The 24,340-nt window shown below is 49.7% G+C and carries 20 protein-coding genes; all 20 read right to left on the reverse strand.

Annotation, left to right across the window (positions count from 1 at the left end):
- Positions 1–36: 36 nt before the first annotated feature.
- Positions 37–1,683, reverse strand: a complete 1,647-nt coding sequence (locus B7991_RS00090) for a glycosyltransferase family 2 protein (RefSeq protein ID WP_088629056.1) — start codon at positions 1,681–1,683, stop codon at positions 37–39.
- A 65-nt stretch (positions 1,684–1,748) separates the two neighbouring features.
- On the reverse strand, positions 1,749–2,462 hold the full coding sequence (locus B7991_RS00095) for a polyprenol monophosphomannose synthase (RefSeq protein WP_088629057.1): 714 nt from the start codon (positions 2,460–2,462) through the stop codon (positions 1,749–1,751).
- A 33-nt stretch (positions 2,463–2,495) separates the two neighbouring features.
- Positions 2,496–3,434, reverse strand: a complete 939-nt coding sequence (locus B7991_RS00100) for a glycosyltransferase family 2 protein (protein ID WP_088629058.1) — start codon at positions 3,432–3,434, stop codon at positions 2,496–2,498.
- Between the two features lie 15 nt (positions 3,435–3,449).
- A complete protein-coding gene (locus B7991_RS00105; RefSeq protein ID WP_088629059.1) occupies positions 3,450–6,671 on the reverse strand; it encodes a DUF2723 domain-containing protein in 3,222 nt (1,073 codons plus the stop codon).
- A 5-nt stretch (positions 6,672–6,676) separates the two neighbouring features.
- Positions 6,677–7,117 (reverse strand): transcription antitermination factor NusB, encoded by a 441-nt coding sequence (gene nusB, locus B7991_RS00110; RefSeq protein ID WP_014547329.1) that lies wholly within the window; start codon positions 7,115–7,117, stop codon positions 6,677–6,679.
- A 2-nt stretch (positions 7,118–7,119) separates the two neighbouring features.
- Positions 7,120–7,587 (reverse strand): 6,7-dimethyl-8-ribityllumazine synthase, encoded by a 468-nt coding sequence (ribH, locus tag B7991_RS00115; protein WP_088629442.1) that lies wholly within the window; start codon positions 7,585–7,587, stop codon positions 7,120–7,122.
- 1 nt (position 7,588) lies between these two features.
- Entirely contained in the window at positions 7,589–8,836 is a 1,248-nt protein-coding gene (locus tag B7991_RS00120) for a bifunctional 3,4-dihydroxy-2-butanone-4-phosphate synthase/GTP cyclohydrolase II (protein WP_014547327.1), read from the reverse strand.
- Entirely contained in the window at positions 8,823–9,422 is a 600-nt protein-coding gene (locus B7991_RS00125) for a riboflavin synthase (RefSeq protein WP_088629060.1), read from the reverse strand. The genes B7991_RS00120 and B7991_RS00125 overlap by 14 nt, the downstream gene beginning before the upstream one ends.
- Before the next feature lie 84 nt (positions 9,423–9,506).
- Positions 9,507–10,778: a bifunctional diaminohydroxyphosphoribosylaminopyrimidine deaminase/5-amino-6-(5-phosphoribosylamino)uracil reductase RibD gene (gene ribD, locus B7991_RS00130; protein WP_088629061.1), complete on the reverse strand. Its 1,272-nt coding sequence runs from the start codon at positions 10,776–10,778 to the stop codon at positions 9,507–9,509.
- Positions 10,779–10,787: 9 nt separating this feature from the next.
- On the reverse strand, positions 10,788–11,228 hold the full coding sequence (locus B7991_RS15030) for a rhodanese-like domain-containing protein (RefSeq protein ID WP_088629062.1): 441 nt from the start codon (positions 11,226–11,228) through the stop codon (positions 10,788–10,790).
- Between the two features lie 133 nt (positions 11,229–11,361).
- A complete protein-coding gene (locus B7991_RS00140) occupies positions 11,362–12,531 on the reverse strand; it encodes an alpha/beta hydrolase (RefSeq protein WP_254917779.1) in 1,170 nt (389 codons plus the stop codon).
- Between the two features lie 35 nt (positions 12,532–12,566).
- Positions 12,567–14,315 (reverse strand): 1-deoxy-D-xylulose-5-phosphate synthase, encoded by a 1,749-nt coding sequence (locus B7991_RS00145; protein WP_088629063.1) that lies wholly within the window; start codon positions 14,313–14,315, stop codon positions 12,567–12,569.
- Positions 14,316–14,442: 127 nt separating this feature from the next.
- Positions 14,443–14,649: a hypothetical protein gene (locus B7991_RS00150; RefSeq protein ID WP_163443332.1), complete on the reverse strand. Its 207-nt coding sequence runs from the start codon at positions 14,647–14,649 to the stop codon at positions 14,443–14,445.
- A gap of 77 nt (positions 14,650–14,726) precedes the next feature.
- Positions 14,727–15,806, reverse strand: coding sequence for a hypothetical protein (locus B7991_RS00155; protein WP_088629064.1), 1,080 nt, complete (start codon positions 15,804–15,806; stop codon positions 14,727–14,729).
- Between the two features lie 187 nt (positions 15,807–15,993).
- Positions 15,994–16,887 carry a DMT family transporter gene (locus B7991_RS00160; protein WP_088629065.1) on the reverse strand — a complete coding sequence of 298 codons (894 nt, stop codon included), beginning with the start codon at positions 16,885–16,887 and terminating at the stop codon, positions 15,994–15,996.
- Positions 16,888–17,052: 165 nt separating this feature from the next.
- On the reverse strand, positions 17,053–20,607 hold the full coding sequence (gene smc / locus B7991_RS00165; RefSeq protein ID WP_088629066.1) for a chromosome segregation protein SMC: 3,555 nt from the start codon (positions 20,605–20,607) through the stop codon (positions 17,053–17,055).
- A 98-nt stretch (positions 20,608–20,705) separates the two neighbouring features.
- Entirely contained in the window at positions 20,706–21,203 is a 498-nt protein-coding gene (locus B7991_RS00170) for a hypothetical protein (protein WP_088629067.1), read from the reverse strand.
- A complete protein-coding gene (locus B7991_RS00175; protein WP_088629068.1) occupies positions 21,203–22,426 on the reverse strand; it encodes a hypothetical protein in 1,224 nt (407 codons plus the stop codon). Before B7991_RS00175 ends, B7991_RS00170 begins: the two co-directional genes overlap by 1 nt.
- Positions 22,427–22,428: 2 nt before the next feature.
- On the reverse strand, positions 22,429–23,847 hold the full coding sequence (locus B7991_RS00180) for an MBOAT family protein (protein ID WP_088629069.1): 1,419 nt from the start codon (positions 23,845–23,847) through the stop codon (positions 22,429–22,431).
- Positions 23,848–23,850: 3 nt separating this feature from the next.
- Entirely contained in the window at positions 23,851–24,252 is a 402-nt protein-coding gene (locus B7991_RS00185) for a hypothetical protein (RefSeq protein ID WP_088629070.1), read from the reverse strand.
- Between the last annotated feature and the right edge of the window lie 88 nt (positions 24,253–24,340).

A 24,340-nucleotide genomic window follows, 5' to 3' on the forward strand; every position in this document is an offset into this window, starting at 1 on the left:
AAAAAAATAACACATTTTTACAAAAAAGGGCGATTTTTAACGAAGATATTTCAGGTTTACGAGGGCAAAATTGCCGTTTTTGCCATTTCCGATGAGCAAATACACGCAGATGCCCAATTTATCAAGCCAATTGATGTTGAATTCTTCGCGATAACCCGAGAAATTCGAGACCACCAGGAGCTCGCGGCAGCCCGTGCGGTTGCGAATGGACTCCATGTCCGAAAGCGGTCCAAGGAGATGCTTGCGGTTTTCTTCGCTCAACATTTCGGGTTCAGAGCTCACGCAACCGAGAATTTCAATGCCCGGAATCACGTTGTAGCTATCGAACCAGTTGTTGAGGGAATCTTCGCGACCACCCAGCAAGATGGAGCGGTGGCGCTTTTTCGCAAAGATGCGGTAGAAATAGTTTATCCAGAATGCAATGCGGCGCCAAGCAAGGAGAACCAGCGGGATAAAGAGACTGGAACAGACAGCATAGACGCACCACCCAATACTGGGATAGATTGTAGACTTGTCTCCCGGGACATAAGAAAATTGGGCAAAGTAACGGAATACCTCATACCCACCAACAGCAAAAAGGTTCAGTGGCACAAGGTACTGCAAGAACTTTTCGCCCTTGAGGCTGGATTCCGTGTATTCCCCACGGAAAATAAGAAAGACCATATTAACAATGGCGACCAAGCCAACAAGCCACCAGTCTTCAAAAGTCGTTATCACCCCGATGGATTCCTTAATGGATGTAAAAATGCATCCGTCGTTTCCCAAACCGGGCAAAAATACAAGTGCCCAAATGGCAACCACGCCCAAATCGAGGAACATCTTCCAGAACTTCGGGATAAGGCGCGAGAACATTCCCACGAATGCGGCAAATAAAATACCGAACGAAACGAGGAAATTCGGGACAAAATAAAGATCTTTGTGCTTTTTCACAAAGATGAGCATCGCCTTGTAGAAATCCACATACGAGCCCCAACGGCGCGTGCGGCAGCTCTGGCCCTTAAAATGCAGAATGTTCGTGACCGGCGTGTAATAGTTGTGGAGCCCCATTTCCTTGGTGCGGAAGCAAAGATCAAGGTCTTCACCGTACATGAAAAAGTCTTCGTCAAAGCCGTTCAGTTTTTCATAGACATCGCGACGGATGCAGAAGAACGAACCGCTAATGGCATCGACTTCAATCATCTCGTCTGGATCCGCATACGACATGTTGTAGCTTGCAAGCGTCTTGTTTTTTGGGAAGAGGGCCGCAAGGCCAATCGTCTTGGAAACGGCAGACACAATCGTCGGGAAAGAACGGCGGCAGGCCCACTGGAGCGTACCGTCTTCGTTCAGAATTCGGCAACCGACCGTGCCCGCTTCCGGGTGCTCTTCCATGAACTTGAGCATTTCGCGGAAAGCGTTCTTCGAAATAATCGTATCCGGGTTGATAAAGAACAGATACGGCTTGGTCGCATGCTTTTCAGCGAGGTTACAGCCCTTACCAAAGCCCAGGTTTTCCTTAGAGTCAATCCATTCCACTTCCGGGAAGAAGTTCTTGATTTCAGGAATAATCGGCTCATTGGAACCGTTGTCCAAAACGATAATCTGCGAATCCAGTCCTTCGCATGCATCACGAACAGACTTGAGGCATGCCGGAATGAAATCGCAAGAGTTATATGCAATGATAATGACAGAACAAGAAAGCATAGTAGACAATTCCAAACTTAACTAGATCCTTCACGCTTACGCGCTCAGGATGACGAGATGCAGGACTAAGCGAGTCCGAGACGAAGCTTGAGCACGAGGAAGAATGCTTCGGAAATGATTCCGCCACTCATCTTGGAGGTACCACGGGTGCGGTCCGTAAAGATGATGGGGATTTCCTTGACGCGGAGCCCCTTCTTCCAAATCTTAAAGGTCGTTTCGATCTGGAAGCAGTATCCGTCACTCTTCATCTTGTCGAGATTCAAAGCCTGCAAAGCTTCACGGCGGAAGCACTTGAAACCACCTGTAGCATCGCTAATCGGGAGGCCCGTCACAATGCGGGTGTAAACGTTTGCCCCATAGCTCAAAATCAAGCGGCGCAAATCCCAGTTCACTACGCTGATGCGGTGATCCTGGTAGCGGCTACCCAGTACAAGGTCGGCATTTTCAGCAGTTTCCAAGAAGCGGTTCAAGTCCGTTGGGCTATGGCTAAAGTCGGCGTCCATTTCAAAAACGCGTTCGTAATCGCGTTCGAGAGCCCACTTGAAACCCATCACGTAGGCAGAGCCAAGACCCATCTTGCCCTTACGGCGGATCAAGTGGATTCGCGGATTCTTATCCGCTTCGGCCTGCACGAGATCCCCCGTACCATCCGGGGAGCCATCGTCCACCACCAAAATTTCTAGACATTCATTCTGTTCCAGAATCGCAGACATGATAAGGAGAATATTCTCCTTTTCATTGTAAGTCGGAACAATCACCAAACTCTTAGGAAACGCCATTAAATACCTCTCTAAACACAAATCTATACAAAATTACAGTTCGCCAATGACATCAGAAACCGGATATGTCCGTTTTTTATTGCCATTCATCATCTCGCCCAAAAGTCCAAGCGAGAAAAACTGAACGCTCATGACGAGCGAGAAGGCGCCAGCCAACAAGAGCGGACGAACATGCATCGCACCGGTCTCAAACCATTCATAGCCAAAATAACCGCACGTGCCAAGGCCGAAAAGCATCAAGACAAGCCCAATCAGACCAAAGAAATGGAGCGGTTTCGACGAGAAGCTACGCATGAACATGAGGGAAACCAAGTCCAAAAAGCCACTCACCAAGCGGGAAACGCCGTACTTCGAGACTCCATGAACACGAGCGCGGTGCGCGACCGGCATTTCAGTAATGCGGAAGCCCTGCCACTTGGCCATGACCGGGATAAAGCGGTGGTAGTCACCGTAAAGCTGGATAAAGCGCACCACGGAGCTGCGGTACGCCTTGATGCCGCAGTTGAAATCGTGCAAGCGCTTGCCACAGACCATCGATACCGTCAAGTTGAAAAGCTTGGAAGGCATAGTCTTGTGCCACGGATCCAAGCGGCGGATTTTCCAGCCGGAAACGAGGTCGTAACCGGATTCGAGAATCTTGATCATCTTCGGGATTTCGAGCGGGTCATCCTGCAAGTCGCCATCGAGCGTTGCGACGTACTTGCCGCGTGCCTTGGAGAAACCAAGAGCGAGTGCAGCAGCCTTGCCGCAGTTGAACTGGAAACGGAAGGCGCTCACCGATGATTTCGGCTTTACACCATATTCCTTTGCAAGCCCCTCTACCACTTCCCAGGTATTGTCGCGGCTACCATCATCAATGATGATGACCTCGAATTCCATACCGGTCGGCTCAATAGCGGCCCAAATTTCCTTCATCAACTCAGGAAGATTTTCACTTTCTTCCTTAACAGGGATAACCAAGCTCAAATCCATGACAATACCTCAAGACTAGTTTACTGCAGGTGCTGTTTCTGCGGCAGGCGTTGCTGCAGGTTCTTCATCGACCTTGAGCGTTTCGTCCGTAATCGTTTCAATCTGCTGACGGCTCATCGTGAGGCGGCTCTGGCCCGGAGCATCGTAAGACGGAATGTTCTTGAGGCCGCGATCCACGACATCAAGAGCCTTTTCCTTCATGCCTGCAGATGCGTAGACATAAGAAGCAGCCCAGTAATTGCGCCATTCTCTCGGGAACTGGTAAATGCCGAGTTCAAGATACTTGGCGGCGTCAGTAGCAATTCTTTCGACTTCAGCCTTGTCTGCTGCGCGGAACGGCTTCTTAGAGACGAGCTTTGCGATTTTTTCGCGAGCATCGAACGAGATCTGCAAGTAGAGCGAAACATAGCTGCTGAGCAAGCGTTCCGTTTCGGAGTTGATGTATGCAGAACCGTCACCAAGACCACGGAACTTGTAGACGCTGTCGATGAGAGCAGCGGTCTTTGCTGCGTCAAAGGCATTCTGCTTCGGAGAGAGGTCACCCTTCACAAGGTTATAGACCATGCCTTCCTGGACCATGTACTTTTCGAGACCCATGAAGTTAGACGTACCAACGGTCGTCGAAATTTCAATCGGGCGGTCCATGTTCTGGAGAGCAAGATCAATCACGAGCTTGTGCTGCGTGAGCATCATGCTCGAACGGGTTCTCTTAGCCCAATCCGTAAAGGCATCCCACACCTGGTAGTTCACCTTGAACTGGAGGAGCTTTGCAGAATCAGCGTCAGAGAGGTAGCCCTTAGCTTGCATCTGGTCGATTCTTTCCAAAAGCTTCGGCTTGAGCATTTCAGCGCGGCGAACCCACGTAGACACGAGATGGTTCGGGTTGTTTGCACTGCCGTTGTCAAGGACCATGTCGCTATCGATTGTTTCCTTGGTGTAAGAAAGCTTGAGAATCGGTTCATTGGTAAGCATCTGCTTGATATACCAGTCCGTGTTGCCCAAGGAGAGGTTCACCACGCGGACGTCCTTACGGATACCAGCAACTTCCTGAGCAAACCACAACGGGAACGTATCGTTATCACCATTCGTGAAAAGAATAGCATTCGGGCGGCAGCTGTTGAGGAGGTTGTATGCGTAATCCCAAGGAACCCAAAGGCCAGAACGGTCATGTTCCTTGTAGTTAGAAATGCTCGGGACAAGGAGCGAAACAAGCACGAGTGCGGCAGCAATCGGAGAGGCAAAAGCAGCCGTTGTTGCGGTCGTTGCTGCAATCAGCACAAGAATACCAGCACCAATACCGTAAATCATGCTCATGAAAATAAATGCTGGCGTGTAGAAGTAGTCACGTTCACGGACTTCCATATGAACGGCTTCCGGGAACGGAGCACGCTGGCCAAAACGGGCAAAGCTTTCTTCAATCTTCTGCCAGTTTCTCCAGGCAGCCGTATTTTCGGCATCGCTAACCTTCTTTTCGAATTCAGCGATACGAGCAGCCGGAGCGTTGCGCATGCGAAGACGTTCAATCGCAAGCTTGGAATAGTCAATCGTCTGACGGAGATCGATGAGTTCATTCGGATCCGGGAGGGCAGTAATGCCAGCGCCGGCATTGTTCAAGTCCGCCACATTACGAGTCATAGCGCTAACCCAGTAATCGCGGTCGCGCTGTTCCATGCGGGTTCCATCAGCAAAGTTGATATAGAAGAGAAGGCCGAGAGAGCAAAGGACATAAAGTGCCGATACAAAGACACCCACATGCTTATTGCGCTTATAGACATACACGCAAGTAGCGATAATAAGGCCATTAAACAGCAAGAAGAAGAAAAGCTGCATCAAGGTATTATCGCCCATGAACGTCATCTGAGTCGGGAACTTAAAGCCAAGGCGTTCAACCGGTTCATTTTCAGAAGCGTCAAATGTATAGACACCGTTAGCATAGTTCACCCCACCCACCTTATACGGCAAGTACTGGGCCATCTGGTAACCACCATAGCTCATGCTCGGGAAGGAGAGCACCTGGTGAGCCAAGCGGGAACGACGGTAGAAAGCACGGGAAATCATGCTTTCGGAACCATACTGCTTACGTTCAATAAAGGCATTGAAGGCATCCCAGTTCTTCGATTCGAAGAGGTTTCCGAGCTGGAGGTTGCCCTGTTCGTCACGGATGTTGAGTTCCGGGTCGTTTTCATCAATCGTCGGGTTGAGTTCCGAACGGATCGGGATGTAAAGGTGCGTGCTGTAGCCGACCAAAGCAAAGAATGCAAAAGCAAGGGAAAGAACGAAGCTACGCTTAAATCCAGCTTCTCTAGGCTTGAATACACTCTGGCTAATGCCTGCATAACCCAAACCAGCGACAATCAAAGTACCAATAATCGTAATAGGCCAGCTATCCGTAATCATCATCAAAGCGGCAGCAACCAAGATCGACAATCCGGCCACAGCGGTCTGCTGGAACGGGAACCTTTTGCTAAACAGAAGGACAAGGCCCAAAACGAAAACGCAAATCAGGGAAATTTCAATGAAAGCAGAGACCATGTAAATCACGGAGCAAAGGAGCGTACCCGTAATCCAGATAGGAATGCGTTCGACAATCTTTTTCGGCTGAGCCACGAGGAGCAAAACGAACACGGCCGGAACCGTGAGCATCGTATAAAGGTGAGCGCCCACGCCGAGGAATGCGATATAGCAAATGAAGATGAGGATGCGATCGCTACCCGATTCTTCACGCTTGTTGTACCACACGAGACCGAGGTAAGAGACAAGCATCAAGATGAGCATAGCGACGCCATAGACTTCGGCTTCGACCGCGTTGAACCAGAACGTATCGGAGAACGTAAGGAGGAATCCAGCGACGAGAGCGGCAGTGCCGAGCACAAACGTGCGCATCTTTTCAGAAATCTTTTCGGCAAGGCTGTCCGTCTTGAGGACCGTTGCCAAAAGTTCCCAGGCAAAGAGGGCTGTCACATAGACCGTTGCGGCAGAACTCACCACGGAGATGTAGTTCACGCGCTTTGCGATTTCACCCACGAACGGCAAAAGGAGAATGACCGCACGGGCAAAGAACACGAAGAACGGCGTTCCAGGAGGATGCGGAATGCCAAGCGTATTTGCGCAAGCGACGAATTCACCGCAGTCCCAGAAAGAGACCGTCGGAGCCATCGTCATCATGTAAACGATCAATGCAATAAAGCCAGCGATACCGGCAAAGATGTGCTTATGCCACTTCTCGTTAATCTTCATAAAAATTAAGCATCCTTCTTAGTATTGTTTGCAACCATGCCACGCTTCTGCAAGAACCCAGCGAGGAGTCCGTTCACGAATGTACCCGAAGAATCCGTGCTGAACTTGGCAGCCACCTGAACAGCTTCAGAGATGACCACCTTCATCGGGATTTCAGGAACATACAAAAGTTCGACCATCGCGATGCGCAGCACAATCCTGTCGAGAGTCGCCATGCGCTCAATTCCCCAATGAGCGGAGCAGGCTTCGATTTCGGAATCGAGTTCGGCCTTGTGAGCCAGGACCAAGTCGACAAGCTTCATGCCGTACTTTTTCATGTTGTCCTGGAGTGGCTGGGCTTCCAAAACGCCCGGGAGTGCATCAGCAACCGTACCGCCAGAAATTTCCATTGCGTAAAGCAACTGCATCGCAAAGACGCGAGCAGGTCTAAAACTTACTTGTGCCATAATTATTTTCCAATCTGCTTGTAAAGATTTACCATTTCAACGGCAGTTCTTGCCCAATTGCAGCCGAGGTTACCAGCCTTGAGACCTGCGCGGTTCATCGCCTGGTCGACCGTGTCAGTCGTCAAGATTCCGAGAATCACCGGGATCTTGCCTTCGGCAGCGAGCGAAGCGATTCCGCCCGTAGAATTGTTCACGACAACGTCATAGTGTCCTGTTTCGCCACGGATAACGGCACCGAGAGCAATCACGGCATCGTACTTGCCAGAATCCACAAATCTGCGGCAGAGGCCCGGCAGTTCAAAAGCGCCCGGCACATGAGCCACAGCGATATTATCGCTATCGACGCCGAGCGTTTCGAGTTCGCGGACTGCGCCTTCGAGGAGGCGGTCAGTCACCACTTCATTGAAACGGGCGACTGCAATCGCGACCTTCAAACCAGAACCATTGAGGGAATTTTTGAATTCTTTCATCTTATTTTCCTTCATCTAAAACTTCGGCTGCGCCATGATCTGCATTGTCGAGATGGAGCTCGTGGCCCATCTTTTCTTTCTTGGTGCGCAGATAAAAACGGTTGATGTTGTTGGGCTTGATTTCGATAGGCACGCGTTCCACGATCTTGAGACCATAGGCGGAAATACCAGAAATCTTGCTCGGATTGTTCGTGAGGAGTCGCATTTCCTTCACGCCGAGGTCTGCCAAAATCTGGGCGCCCGTACCGTACTGACGCAAGTCGGACTTGAACCCAAGGTGGAGGTTCGCCTCGACCGTATCCATCCCCTTTTCTTGCAATTCATAAGCGCGGAGCTTATTGCAAAGACCAATGCCACGGCCTTCCTGACCGCGCATGTAAAGGAACACGCCGCCATGTTCACCAATGAACTTCATGGCTGCGGCAAGCTGGTCTCCGCAATCGCAACGGAGGCTACCAAAGATATCGCCCGTGAGGCATTCGCTGTGGACGCGCACATAGACAGGCTTGCTGAAGTCCGGATTACCGGCAACCCAGGCCACATGTTCGACGCCATCGGTCTTGCTACGGTACGCATAAGCCGTGAAATCGCCGTACTTGGTCGAAACGTGCGGAGCGGCCACGCGCTGCACAAGCTTTTCCGTTTTCAGGCGGTAGTCAATCAAGTCGCGGATGGAGATAATCTTGAGGTCAAACTTCTTGGCGACTTCCTGGAGCTGCGGCATACGAGCCATCGTGCCGTCTTCGTTCATGATTTCGATGAGAGCGGCAGCCGGGCGAAGACCGGCAAGCTTGGCGAGGTCCACTGCGGCTTCGGTGTGGCCAGCACGGCGCAAAACACCTTCTTCTTGAGCGTAAAGCGGAGAAATGTGCCCCGGACGGCCAAAGTCACTCGGCTTGGAATTCGGATCGGCGAGAGCCTGGATGGTCGCTGCACGGTCGTGGGCGGAAACACCCGTGGTGCAGCCTTCGAGCTTATCAACCATGACGGTGAACGGAGTGCCGAGCATAGAAGTGTTTTCGGCAGTCTGACGCGTGAGATTCAATTCGCGGCAGCGAGAAATCGGAAGCGGGCAGCAAAGCACGCCACGCCCCTCGTGGAGCATGAAGTTCACCTTTTCCGGTGTAATCTTTTCGGCGGCGATAATGAAATCGCCCTCATTTTCACGGTCTTCGTCATCAACCACGACCAAGAACTTACCGTTCTTGAAATCTTCAATGGCCTCTTCAATCGTATTAAGCAAGGTCACGTTCCTTTAGATAGTTTTCAATATATTTGCCGAGCATATCGACTTCCACATTCACCACGGTGCCAGGCACCCAGTTCCTGAGATTCGTGCGGGCTAAGGTCTCGGGAATAATGCAAACGCGGATGTAATCCTCCCCTTTTTCGGCCACCGTAAGGCTAATGCCGTTCAAGGTGATGGATCCACGACGGATGACATAGCGGCGCAAGTCAGCTGGCAGAGCCAAATCGACTTCCACGCCCGTTTCGCGCGGAGTGACGCGCAAGACTTCGGTGGTACAGTCCACATGCCCCATCACAAAGTGACCGCCCATAAAGCTATCGGCGCGGCAAGGATACTCGAGATTCACGAGATCCCCGACTTTTGCCTGCTTAAAGGACGTATTCACGACGGTCTGGTGCATGAGACAGAACGTTGCTTCGTCATCGGTACAGTTTTCAACGGAGAGACACACGCCGTTATTGGCAATGCTGTCGCCCAGTTTGCTGTTTTTGAAGAATCCCGGCGACTTCATGCGCATGGTAAGCGCATCTCCCCTGTTTTCGAGGGAAATGATTTCGCCGGTTGCTTGAATTATACCCGTAAACATACGAGCATAAATGTAGAAAAAATGGCGTTAGTTATTAGTTATTAGTTACTAGTTACTAGGGGGAAAAGGCGGATTAGTTTTCGACTATCCCGGATAATACACCGTCAAGACATCGGGGCCGATGACAGCGGATTCTTTGGCGACGATGTTGGCAGGCAATTCAGGGTATTCGAGGCCAGCCTTGACGGCGCCAGACTCGATGAGATTTTCAAGGGCAATATCAACAGAAGAATCGGTGGAGCGCCAAAGATCAAGGCGATTCCAAAGGGGCTGCGCATTTTGCGTTTGCGAGAGATTGCGAGATTCGTCGTTGAACAGTTCGCAGGCAAGGCGTGCTCCCGGTTCCACCATCAATCGGTGCATTCCGCGAGCAGACAAGTCATCAACCATCGCACGCCAATTTTCAGCAAAGGAATCATTTAGGAGTACAACGCATTCCGCAACATTCAGCAATTTCGGTTGCGCCACGCACGAAAATACGATTGGCTTAACATCGCTAGCACTGAAAATTTTCAAACGCGAAATTTCATCAGCAGTAAATTCGTGATGCCCCGCCCAGACGATTTTCACAGGATTGTTGCCTGCGGCATAACGCACGTCAAGGCCCGGGTTATCGGCAAGGAGCGTGCCCGCACCAACAAGAACAGCATCACTCATCGCACGGAGTTCATGATTCCAACAGTTTGCGCCTTGCTTTGTAATTGCTAGCGGCAAACGCTTGTCAGAAGCATCAACGCTGCCCATAAATCCGTCTTGCGAAATAGCAGACTTGACTTCGACAAAGGTACGCTTGGTGCGTACAAAATAATCATACGCTTCAAAATAGCGTTCGACTTCGGCAAAGACCGCTCGACCTTCGGCTTCACGAGAAGCTTTATCCAACGGCAACGAGCTCGTAAATTCAAAAACACGGCATTCCGTACAAGATTCACCATTCGAGCAATCCTCAACGCAAGCGAGAATGCAGGCTTCCACGCCTTCGTGAACTTCAATCCCCGCGTCTTCCAGAATCTTGCGGGATTTTCCATGCACCACAGGATTCGGGTCGGAATGTGCGAAATAGACTTTCTGGATTCCCGCTTCAATAATCGCCTTGGTGCAAGGCGGCGTGCGACCATAATGGCAACACGGTTCCAGAGTCACAAAAATAGAGGCTCCGCGAGCGAGTTCACCCGCATCGCGTAATGCCATGACTTCGGCATGAGCACTCCCAGGACGCTGCGTGCGCCCCTTCCCCACGACAATTCCATCTTTGACGACTACGGCACCGACCGCCGGATTCGGGCGGCTTTCGCCAATCGCAAAGAAAGCTTGCTCTAAGGCAAACTGCATGAAGTTTGTGATTTCTGGAGTCATTCAAAAAAATTAGTTCTGCGGCGGGAGAGCGAGGATGCCACCTTCGACGTTGAACACACGGGTGTAACCGTTTTCAACGAGGAACTTGGAAGCGGCCATGCTGCGCTTGCCACTGCGGCAGTAAATCAACAAGTCCTTATCCTTCGGAAATTCGCTCAAGCGCTGCGGCATTTCCTGAAGCGGAATATTAATTGCAGTTGGAGCAGCCATGCCCTTTGCCACTTCGGCCGGGGTACGCACGTCAATAAGGACAGCACCAGCCTTATGCATTTCAAAAGCCTTTTGCCAATCCACAGTCGTAATCGGAGCTACTTTCTGTTCAACAACAGCTGCGGCCGGCTGGACAGCCTCGACCTTTTTTGCAACAGCCTGCGGCTTCGGTTCTTCAGAAGAATTGCAAGCCGTTGTGAGCAACATGGCACAGAAAGAAATAGCCAATAACTTATTCATTTAAAAACTCCTTGAAAATACAAAGTAAAAGATAACTGTTTTTTTAAGATCAAACAAAATATGCACTGGATTCTTCACCCCTTTGGGGTTCAGAATGACGTAATAATCTTTGGGATTCAGAATGAGGTTGCATTTAATCTTTCTTCACATGGGCATCGATAAAGCTAAACGTTTCCTGATACGCCTTGTCGCGAACATCCTTGCGAGAAAGGAATAAATCGTGCAAACCGTCGGGGATTGTACGCGTCGTCACCTTTTCGCCCAAATTTGGAGCCCATTCCTGAATGTGATCCACGTTCAGCACCCCATCACAATGCATGTAATCGTCCGTCCATTCGTCGCCATCTTCAGAGCAATCGCCATGCATCACAAGCACCGGAGACTTAATATCAAGCTTAGAATGAACTCGCTTTTGACCATTCATAATGGCACGGAGCCAGCCTAAATATTGCGTCGGGCGCGATTCACTCTTCAAATTTTCGTTGTACTCCCATTCGCCCTTTTCATGTTTCAAAAGGGAGTAGGCGTAGTTGGGATTTCCCGTAGAACCGACAGAAAAATCCGGCAAGAATATGGACAAATCCGCAAGAATCGGAAGGCCAATTTTACGCAGGAACCAATTAAAGTTCATATCCAAGAACGGGCTATTGAGCACAAGCGCTGCAAAATGTTCATCACTGCGGTCATTCACGTAAAGCGACGAAATCAAACCACCCTGGGAATGCGCCACAATCACAAACGGAACGCGTTCCGCCTCTTCGTAATCGTCCACTGCAATTTTCTTGCTGAGTTCTACAGCGACATCCAGTTCGGCATAAAACTCCTTGATATTACGCATGTCACCACGCGGGTCACCATCCACATACGAGCGTCCGCAATAGTGCAAATCTATCGCAAAGAATGCAAAGCCCGCAGAGTCCGCCTTTTCGGCAAGTTCCTTCTGGAAATAATAGTCGTTGTAGCCATGCACGTACAAGATGATACCACGCAAGCTCACGTTATTCTGCGAATCCGCACGCGGAGAACTCCCAAACGGATACTCAATCAACGTCGAGCGGAAAACTTCCTCGCTATCGGGGCTCGTTTCAATCGGGTAAACTTTAAAAGGCTCGCCGAGTTCCATGTCCGTCTGCACTTTAGACAGGGACTTTTCAATAATATCGGGATCCACATCAATTTTTGACGTGCTATCCAACATCACATCGTGCAACGCTTCGGCATTCGCAAAATACACATAAACCGCCGATGCGATAAAGAAAAGCACCAGCGGAATAATCATGACGATTATTTTAACTTTTTTCATAGCTACATAATACTAAAATTAGCGACGATCGGTCATTACGATAGGAGTTGCATCACGTCTTTTGCGACCTGCGACGGATTCAAGTGATTTTTCTCACAGAGATCCGCAAAGCTCACCTTGTCATAGAACTCTTTAGAAAGCCCGCGCACAAGCACCTTCGCACTTGTATCGCCAAGAGAGGTCGCGACCTTTTGGCCAAAACCACCCTCGATCACGCCATTTTCGAGCGTGACAAACACATCGTGAGTCTTTGCAAGTTCCAAAAGCAAGTCCTTATCCACACCGCTTGCATAACGCGGATTCACAAGCGTTGCATCAATGCCTTCGCGACGCAGTTCAAGCGCCACAGCTGCGGCACGCTGATAGAAATCGCCAAGACCAATCAATGCCACACGCTCGCCACGATGCACGACCTTAAACTTGTTGAGTCTGGAGTAATCCTTCTCGAAAATATCGCTGCGGTGATGTACAGCGTTCGGCACGCGAATCGCCACCGGATGTTCCGTCTGGTCAATCGCCCAATCCGCCATCGTCTTGAATTCTTCGACGCATGTCGGGCAAAGATAAACCAAATTCGGGATGTTCGAAAGCATCGGGATATCAAAGATGCAGAGGTGCGTCGTGTCGTTCATGCCGTCTGCACCCGACATCGTCACCAAAATTGTCGCCGGATTGTTGTTTGCGCACAAGTCCTGCGAAAGCTGGTCATAAGTGCGCTGGAGGAATGTTCCGTGCGTACTGTAAATCGGCTTAGCGCCACCCTTTGCAAGCCCGGAAGCGAGCGCCACCGCATGTTCTTCGGCGATACCCACATCGATGTACTGCTTGCCAGCCTCCTTACGGCGAGCCGCATGGAATCCAATTCCCGCCGGAACAGCCGAATGAATCACGACAACCTTCGGGTCACTCTTGATTTTTGCCATCAGGTAAAGGCCTAGAATTTCACCGTAATTTTCGCCACTGCCCCAGTTGATTTCGCCAGTTTCGATATTGAACGGAGCCGCCCAATGCCAGCCTTCGCGGTTCTGTTCGGCATAGGAATAGCCACGGCCTTTTTGCGTATGCAGATGCACCACGACCGGGCGCGTCGAATTTTTCACAGACTTGAAAATTTCAATGAGAGAAGCGATATCATTACCTTGTTCAAGATACTTGTAATCAAAGCCAAGAGACTTGAAGTAATTGTTTTCGGACTTGCCCGCAGTCGCGCGAAGTTCTGCCAGGGACTTGTAAAGCCCGCCGTGGTTTTCGGCAATGGACATTTCGTTATCGTTCACCACAACGATAAAATTCGTAGCGTATTCGCCCGCATTATCAAGACCTTCAAACGCTTCGCCACCGCTCAAGGAACCGTCACCAATTACAGCAATCACATTGCCAGATTCACGCAGCACATCGCGAGCGGTCGCAAGGCCAAGCGCAAGGCTCACCGACGTAGAGGTATGCCCCACCATAAAGAAATCGTGTTCACTTTCAGTCGGTTCGCTATAGCCCGTCACATCGCCGTAATGCGATTCTTCCAAGAACGCCTGGGCGCGGCCCGTAAGCATCTTGTGGCTGTAGCTCTGGTGGCTCACGTCATAGACAATCTTGTCCCTCGGAGAATCAAAAACGTAGTGGAGCGCAATCGTCCCTTCGACAAAGCCGAGGTTCGGCGCCACGTGACCGCCACGCTTAGAAAGCTTTTTAAGGAGTGCTGTGCGCATTTCGGCGGCAAGCTGTTCGAGACTCTTGATGTCCAACACTTTCACGTCGGCTGGGGACTTGATTTTTTCTAGGAACATGAGACCTCATGATGCCCGTCAAGCGGGGAAATACATTGCGGTAGAAAAACTTTTAAAATAATATATACAAAAAACGCCCGCAAAAATTGAGATTTCCGCGGGATTTTGTTACATAAGTATACAGAAGCTACAGCACGTAAAGCGCAAGAACAACAACGAGCGCAATAAACGGAAGTGCAAACAGCGCCAAAAATCGCAAGCAATAAAGAGCCACCTTCATATTCCAGAAGAAAAGGCGCCACCTCCCCTGCTTAGTCTTGCGGATTTCAGCCTGACAATCGGGGCAAATATTGCCGATTTTATTGCGATAACGGATGGCAAGGTTACTTTCCATCGGGGACATCCCCACCTTGTCATTAAATTCCTTTTTGCAAATTGAACATGTACTTAGCATGCTGCTAATATAACAATCTAAATTCCCTTAAACAGCGTGGTTATTTCCAGGGAGCCACTATTTCCTTTAAAAGAATGTCCATTATAATAACTGTATTTCAATTTCCATGTAATCAAAGTGTCCTTTTCCAAAGGCGATTCAAGATAGTTTGTCAGATAAAAGGAATTTCGGTAATAAGGCGTTGGGTAAGTATATGCTATTCCATAAGGGCGAAGCACATCCGTAATTGTAACAACGCAAATCGATGCAGAATCCTTAACCGTCTTACACACATCTTTTTTTCTTGTCGATGCCCAGTCCGGCAATCCTTCCACTGAAACAGAATATCCTGTGAACAACGTATCCATTCCAAAAATTTCTTTTTGCGTGTCTAGCGTATCTAACGCATTGCGGAACGCAGCCGTATCAAAAGCAGGCGCATTGATAGCAGGAACATAATCCGTCCATGCTGTTGGACCATAATTCAGGAACGTTGTGTCACGGGCAATGGTTCGATATGTCGTATGGAAAGCATCATGGAAAATAGTATCACGCACACAGCGGAACCCCGGTACAGAGCACACAGACTTACTCACTACTATTACAGTTGAATCATAATGCATATCCGGCAAACGAACAACAACAGTCTTAGCAGAACTTGCATCAAGATCATACATATAACAAACGCTAGCTTGTTTGCAGCTAAACGTCTTTTGCATATCAGAAGAATCTAGATTACAATAAACAGGTACACTGCCGCACGGACCTGAATCGCCACTTTTTTCAGCCGTGAGTTGAGTAAGCGTATCGTTTTTTTCCGTATACCGGTCAAAGTAAATAAAGCTGGTATACTTTTTATTGTCTGTAATTACGGTATCATCATAAACAGTGTCCTTATAAACATCCACAACGCTACGGACAAAAATGGTATCGCAAAAAGTACGCAGCGAGTCCAACTGTTCTTGCGTTTTAGTGTCCGACCATCCAATCGTACATTTGCCATCTGGAGTGTAACTTATCGGTTCCCGAAATGATTCCGGACCAGATGTTGAGCTATTGCACGACGCAAACAGAGCCGCAACCGAAGAAAGCAAAAGAGTTTGGACTAAATTTTTCATGTAAATAAAAGTATAAAATGTCTACAGAAAAACGAGTGCAAAAATGAACGAAAAACGGGAGTGGATGCGAGAAACTACGCCAAAAAAAGTCAGAATGTATTATATAGAACTTAGTTGTTTGTAATTGGTCACTAGTCAATAGTCATTAGTCAGTAGATTTTAGTTTGGCACCTACGGTGCGACTATTCTACTTTTTCACAGCCACCAGCATGGTAGAACCGAGAATCAAGGCGATACCCGCAATAATGCGAGTCGTTAGCGTTTCACCGAAAACGGTCACGCCAATCGCTACAGCGGTTACGGGCTCCAATGCGCCAAGAATTGCCGTAGGCGTAGAGCCAATAATTTTCACAGCCTTGACCATAAAAATAAGTGAAAGCACCGTCGGCACAAGGCCCAGCATAAAGCCCCAACCCCACGAACTGGCCTGCGTAAAGAGCGGCGGGAGGCCAGCGCCAAGTGTCACTGAATAATGCAACAAAAAACACAAGCAAAAGCAAATGGCGTAAAAAGTCATCTTCACGGAGCCCATCTGTAGGTTGATGCGGTTTGCCATCACCATGTAAATCGCATAGCTTATAGAAGACAAGAACACCAACAGGCACCCCACTGAGCTTAGCGTCGAGCCATCGCCGCCGCGATACAAGAGCGCCACGCCCACCATCGAGACCGCGATAGAAGCGATTGTCCAAGCCTTTATACGTTCCTTGAAGAAAAACGCCATAAGCACCGAGACTTCAAGCGGATAAAGGAACAATAGCGTGGATGCAAGCCCTGCGTCCATGTACTTGAAGGATGCGTAGTACGTAAGCGAACTTACCGCAAAGAGGAATCCGAACGCGACAAGCGCAAGGAACTCGCGAAACGAGATTTTAAAATGCGAGCCCTTCGCAAGAACGACTGCAAAAAGGAGAATCGCCGCCGTAAAAAAACGGTAAAACAGAACCGTTTCAGGCGAATAATTCTGAGCGTACAAATGCAATGCACCCAGCGGATTCGTACCGTAGCAAATGGCGGACGCCGCCGCGAGAGCGAAACCTTTTAGAGATGATAGACGAGAGACGAAAGACGAGAGGAACATAAAACTTTACTGGATCCTTCGACTACGATGCTACGCATCTCCGCTCAGGATGACACAAAGAATCAAGCAGCCATCGTGAGCCACAAGCGGCACTGAGCAAACGTGCCGTGGTGGCGAGAGCGAGGCGAAGAGGGAATTTTTCCATCAGCGATAGAGCCGAGCGGTCTATATAGCAAACTTAGTTGCGTCGGCAAGCTGCACGCTAGCGATGCGAGAAATACCCTTGATTTCCTGCGTCACACCGTAGAGCATATCGGCTTCGGCCATGGTACGCTTGTTATGCGTCACGACGATGAACAAGGTCTGCTTACTGAATTCACGGAGGAGCGCCATAAAGCGACCGACGTTAGCGTCATCAAGCGGACCGTCCACTTCGTCCAGCACGCAGTACGGAGACGGCTTTTCCATGTAAATAGCGAACAGGAGCGCCGTTGCCGTAAGTGCGTGTTCACCACCGGAAAGCGCCTTGATACCGCGCATTTTCTTGCCGGTCGGGCGGACGTTGATTTCGATGTCGGCATCGAGAATGTCCATCGGCTTGCCCATTTCGTCCACACGTTCCACGAGGTTCATCTTCGTTTCGCCATTGAGGAAGAGCTTACTGAACACGAACTGGAAGTTCTTCTGGATGCGTGCAAACGTATCCAGGTAGCGCTGGCGGGCAATGTCGTCAAGCTTTGTGATGGTGCGGTCGAGCGATGCGCGGGCGCGATCGAGGTCGTCGAACTGTTTTTCGACTTCTTCGAGGCGCTTCTTTTCGTCTTCGTAATCTTCCATCACGTTGATGTTAATCGGGCCCAGTTCCTTGATTTTGCCGCGGAGTTCACGAATCTCACGATCCGCTTCTGGCTGCGTGTATTCCACACGTTCAACATTTTCAGGATTGTCCAAATCGACAGTCCATTCGTTCGTGATGCGTTCGCGGAGGCGGTCGAGATTGTTCTGGAGGGATTCCTGACGACGTCCGACGTCATTCAGTTCCTTCATCTTTTCAATCATGTCATCGCGGAGGCGGTTGACTTCGTCGCGCCATCCTTCAAGGTCGCCGCTCACGAGGTCATAACGTTCACGAGCAAGGTCGCGGTTGCGTTCCAGTTCACGGAGCGCATTATCCTTCACTTGCGCTTCGTCAGCGAGCTTGTTGCAATCCGTCTCGAACGTTTCAATCGAAACCGTGTTCTTTTCGATTTCTTCACGGCGGTTGCGAATCGTATTGTCCAAAAATTCCATCTGGTCGGCAATAGCGACCACGCGATTCTGGTTCTGCTTTAAGCGAGAAGTCTTGTCTTGCGCACTGCGTTCGAGTTCGCGGACATCTTCTTCTTTTTCGCGGAGCATCGTCTCGTTTTCGCCGAGCTGGTCCGAAATCGTCTGGTAGCGTTCCTCGACCTTTTCGACTTCGCTTTCGGCTTCGGCAAGTTCCGCATCGCTGTTCTTGGACTGCGCCGCCGCATCAATTCTGTTCTGCGCGTTCGTCACTTCCCCATTCAACTGGTTCAAGCGACGCGTGCAGTTTTCAACCGTATTCCTGTGAATGCGGATAGAAGCATCGCCACCGCGCAGAGAATCGCGCTTTTCGCGGATTTCATCGACCAAGGACGAAAGCATCTGCGAATCTTCTTCGGTCAATTCACGCAAACGGTCGACGTTTTCTTCGCCGGCAGAAATATCGCCAAGCACCTTCTCCAAAAGCGCTTCGGCATCAGCAATTTCGTTCTTGCGGGAGAGTGCCCCCGACGTCGAAACGCCAAACGACACAAGGCCGCTTGTACGCACAATCGTATCGGCAGTGACAAAATTCAAGTTTTCGCCACGGTATTCCTTCGCCAAATTGAGTGCGGTCTGCAAAGAGTCCACAACAAAATAGCGAGAGAGGATTCCCGAGAGCCACGGAGAAACTTCGTCATCCGTCTTCACAAAATCCTTGAGCGAACCAACAACGCCCGGATTGTTCACCGGCTTGTCGTAAGCAGGAGCCGCACTCGAGACAAGCGACATGAGCACCTTGCCCACGTTTTCGCTCTTGAGCGCATCCACAATTTCGTTCACGGCACTATCGCCATTCACGACTACAGAATCAAGAATTTCACCGAGAGCAGCTTCGACGCTCGATGCGTATTCCGGTGTTGCCTCGATACGTTCCGAAACAAGACCGCCAATGAGGTTCGACTTGTTTTCCTTGAGGTAACGGTTTGCGTCCGAGCCTTCGTTCATCACGCTCTGGAGCACATCGATTCTCGACTGCAAGCGGGCTTCTTCGTTCTTCAAGCCCTGCAATTTCTGTTGCGCTTCGGTGAGTTCGGCACGTTCAGTTTCCAAACGTTCTTCGCGCGTGGCGCGCTGTTCTTCGAGATTTTCAATTTCGCGATTCGTGTCTTCGATACCCGCCTGGATTTCGGCGATATTCGCTTCGGCATCGGACTTTTGCTTGTCGAGACCTTCGATTTCGGTCTGCCACTTCGCGATGTTCGACTGGAGCATGTTGACTTCAGCATCCATGCGTTCAAAGCGCCCGCGGAGGGAGTTCACGCGGTTTGTGGCCTGCAAACGAGCATTCGAAAGTTCACGGGACTGCGTACGCAAGTCATCGACCTTGTCGCGCATGACCTGGAGCGTTTCTCGTTCGCGTTCCAAAAGCGCATTCAGCTCGTCCATGTCGTTTTCGCTACCGAGAACGGCAATTTCTTCTTCGAGGCGAGCTTTTTCTTCGGAGAGTTCCTGCGACTTCTGTTCGCTTCGTTCGATTTCGCCCTGAGCCTTTTCGTTCGAAGATTCAAGGGCCGCCATGGAATCGCGCAAACGCATGATGTTGTTGTTCAGGTCATTTAAGGCAATCGTCGCCGCCTGGACATTGCGTTCCAAATCGCGATAAGTATTTTCGTCTTCGCTAATTGCAAGCTTCTTTTCTTCAATCTTAGCTTGCAATTCCGTCGCCTGCGTCTTGGAAGATTCCACTTCGTGATTCATGCGCTTGGTCGTAGAATCAAGCGTGGCGAGACCTTCCTTATAGTCCTCAAACTTGTCCAAACTGACCGACAAATCGAGTTCGCGGAGGCGCGTATTTAATTTCTTGTAAGCATTGACCTTTTCGGCCTGAGTTTCATAGAGACGGACAGAACGGCGCACACTGCGCAAATTGTCTTCGACACGTTCCATGTCCATCTGCACGCGTTCGAGCTGGCGGCGAGTTTCCTTGCGCTGCTGCTTGTACTTGCTCACACCGGCGGCTTCTTCAAAGAGCACTCGGCGGTCATCCGCCTTGTCCGAAAGAACAGCCTTGATCATGTCGGCGTTCATCTGCGAATACGTACTGGAACCAAGACCCGAGTCAAAGAGCAAGGCGTGAACATCACGCAGACGGCATTCCTGGTTATTGATGAGGTATTCGCCCGAACCGTCGCGATGCACGCGGCGCGTCACAATGACTTCGGAATAATCAGAAGCAAGAGTGCCATCGCTATTATCGATGACAATAGAAACTTCGGCAAGACTCATGGCGGCACGTTCTTCGGTACCGCTAAAGATGACGTCTTGCATCTTGCCCATACGCAAAGCGGCGGCTTTCTGTTCGCCAAGCACCCAGCGGATGGCGTCCGTAATATTGGACTTGCCACAGCCGTTCGGCCCAACGACAGCCGTAAGACCCTTCGTCGGGAAGTTAATTTCCGTCCTCTGCGCGAAGGATTTAAAACCAAAAATCTTTAACTTAGTTATCTGCACTGTAGCAAAATGTAGTAAAAAAGTAGGAAGTAGGCGGTCATTTCATGAGACTAGACTTTACTGGATCCTTCACTACCGTTCAGGATGACGTTAACAGTCTACTTCAACTTAAACGCAACATTCCCATCTTCGTCTTGAGATACAATGAGGTGCTGACTGCCGCCTTCGAAGTCAAGCGTTGTTTCAGAATAGATCATGTGAACATCTTCTTCGCCGCAGCCTTTTACTTCTTTTTCAAAAACATTCGGTTCGCCTTGTTTGGCTAAAACATCGTACACTCTACTGGTCGAGCTATATGCACAAAACTTACCTATACTCGCAAGCAACTTGCCATCCCACTTGTCAAAGCGAACGCGGACCTTAAACGTTCCGACCCAATCTTCTTCGACAACCTTGCTCTTTTCGCCCGGTTCAATTGCATCGCGAATCCACGGCTGAACAGACGTTCCGTCTTCAGAAATAATATCGACCCCCAAAATCGTGACATCCGTCTTGTTTTCGACCTGGAGCCTGGTCGTCGTATCAATAAACACATGGCTCATGCAAGCCGTCAAAGAAAATACAACCAGACAAAGGAATAAACGCAAATACTTCATTAGTGACCTCCCTGAGTTGCATCCACTTTTTCGTAGCGAATTCCCTTCGCTTCAATCACCTTATTGCCCTGGGCATCCACCGTCGGATTTACCATCTTCTGCTGTTCCGCCCGAAGCTTCATAAACTTGTTCAAGTCATAGCTCTTTTGTGATGTTTCCATCGGAGCCGCCTTTGCAGCACCGCGACCAAAGAACTTGCCTTCAAAAGCACCCAAGTCAATGTGGAATTCGGCAATAAACGTACCCTTAGCACGGAACATGTTGTCGTAGTCAAAGGCAGAATTATAAGCAAGACGAAGGACAAATATATCAATGGCACCACCCCAAAGCAATTCCCTAGAGCCGCCAATTTCATTACGGCGCAAGCAAGACGCTTCAAAGCCCATCAAACGCGAAGGGTCCGGATAATACTTCAAAGTCGCCGAATGGAAACCGCCTTTCGGGAAGTCATAAGCGACATCCGCATAAACAGTTTGTTTGTAAAGATTCTGTTCCCAGTTCAAACGGACAAAGTTATCGTCATCATCATTATTCTTACGGCGATAAACAGTCGCACTCAAGTTAGGCAAATAAGTTTTGTAGCCACTCCCTACACCGCCATAAAGTTCTCGAGATTCCAAATCCAAAGAGAAGCGAAGCGTCTGGAACGTATTGCGATAGAAACTCCCCTGGAAGCTCACATTCTTATAGCGAGCATGCCCCCAATAGAAGAGCATAGAATCGCTTTCCACAGGGTAAAAACGTCTCGAAGCCTGTTCCAGATTCTGATGCTGCATACCCAATGCAACCGTAAAATCATACGCCGTATTCGTGTAAGAAAAGCCCCATGTCAACGCCGATGAAATGTGCGCCGGTTCGCCATTGTGCGGAATGAAGAAAAAGTCCTGAGTGTCCCAACCAGCTCGGTCAAACCATGTGAGGAATCCCAAATGAGAAATGGAGTCCAGGACCCAGCTACCGAAAATACCATAATGGTGCCTGAAGGCAAAACCATCGTGGACGCCGTACTTGCTTTGCAACTGCAACTGTTCAGACGAAGGCGTATAAGTGTAGCCGATATCGACAAAGCCACCTCGCCCACCGCGCATCACAAGGCCGATATCACGGAGTTGGCGGTCACGCATCTGGAGACCGCCCTGAGTTAAAGCTTCTGTTGGAATCGGATCAGCAAAGGCAACTCCAGCCGCCATAGAAAGCAAGAGAAAGACTTTTTTTATTTTCATAACTAGAACTGGAAATAAAGGAACGGGTTGTAACTCTGGGTAAAGAGCGCAAGCGTTGCCAAAATAAACAAGCCAAGCGCAATGAGCGACTTTTTGAAAGAAACGTCAATGCACCAATCGTAACTGCGGAACTTCCAGAACGAAAGTAAACCCGCCAGCAACATGAACACAACGCATGTCGGCGTGAAAATTTCAGCAGATAAAATCACGTCGGAAGCAGCCGTTGCGCCAAGCCCAATCATATTCTTCCACATGCGGACAGCATCGCCAATAGAATCCGCACGGAACAGCACCCAGCCAAAGAGCACAATCACCTGCGTCAAAAGGATTTGCACCACGCGAGGAGCCTTGTAGTACCAGGCATTCTTGTTGTTTGCACGTTCCACAATCATGAAGAAGGCGTGATAAAGGCCCCAGCACACGAACGTCCAGTTTGCGCCATGCCAAACGCCACTCACGAACATCACGAGGAAAAGGTTGAAGTACATGCGACCCGTCGGCACGCGGTTGCCACCCAGCGGAATGTACAGGTAATCGCGGAACCAACTCGTGAGCGAGATATGCCAGCGCTTCCAGAAGTCCGTAATGCTAACAGAGCGGTACGGGCCATTGAAGTTGCGCGGAAAATGAAACCCGAGCATAAGTCCAAGACCAATCGCCATATTAGAATACGCCGAGAAGTCAAAGTAAATCTGGAACATGTAGGCAAGCGAGCCCCACCAACTATTGATGACGCCCGGAGCATCAGCCGCAAAAACGCGGTCTGCGATAATGCCCACCTGGTTTGCAAGGAAGATTTTTTCGGTAAAGCCAAAGCAGAAAAACAGGATGCCACGCACAAAATTTTCAAGCGTATGCGTGCGGGTTTCAAGTTCTTCGGCGACCGTATTGTAACGCACAATCGGGCCTGCCACAAGCTGCGGGAAAAGCGCCACGTAGCATGCGAATGTCGCAAAGTTCTTGACCGGAGGAGCGGAACCGCGATAAACGTCAATCGCATAACTCATGGACTGGAACGAGTAGAACGAAATGCCCACCGGCAAAAGAACCGTCATAATCGAGAAAGGCTCACAGCCGAGCATGGCCGCAAAATCGTTCACGATCCCCATGCCGAACATGTAATACTTGAAGAACCCGAGCGCCCCGAGATTCACCGCAATTGCAGTCCACAGGGCAACCTTACGCTGCATGGAACTTGCATTCGGCGCCGAGATGAACCGCCCAGCTACGTACACCACGAGCGTACAGCCGAACATGAGGAACACGAGCCACGGTTCGAGCCAGCCGTAAAAAACGTAACTGAAGATGGTAATGAACAAGTTCAGGAACGAATGCTTAGCCCCGAGCTTGAAGAGAACAAAGTAGCCAACCAAAAACGTCGGCAAGAAGTAGAAAAGGAAAATCTGGGAAGAGAAGACCATTAATTACTCATTCACTTCAATTGCGAGGTAGCGCGGGGATTCATCGTCAAAGTATTCATCTTCGACTGCACCGTCCCAGTTGCCTTCAAGCGGGATGAGCTTGAGCGTATGTTTTGCCTTGGCCTTGAATTCACCAACATTGCCCTTGGACTTGTCCGCCATCTTGTCCTTGACCTTGCCACGGGCGATGAGCGGGTTATAGACGCCCACGAGAACTTCCTTAGCGTCGAGCTTGCCCGAAACAACTTTCGAGACCTTGTACTTAAATACATAGACATAGCTATATAAGTCATTGCTCGGCATTTTGCCCGGAATTTCGGTCAAACGCCCTTCAATGGTGATCGGGTCGGCGGCAAACACGAATGCAGCCGCAAGAATCAGCGAGAGAAAAATCTTTTTAATCATAATTACAAATTAGAAAATTTTATGGTGAGAGATTTAGAACAAGACTAGTCTTTAGCCATTGGTCATTAGTCAATTGTCATTAGTTATT

This window comes from Fibrobacter sp. UWB3 (assembly GCF_002210405.1).
Classification (GTDB): Bacteria; Fibrobacterota; Fibrobacteria; order Fibrobacterales; family Fibrobacteraceae; genus Fibrobacter.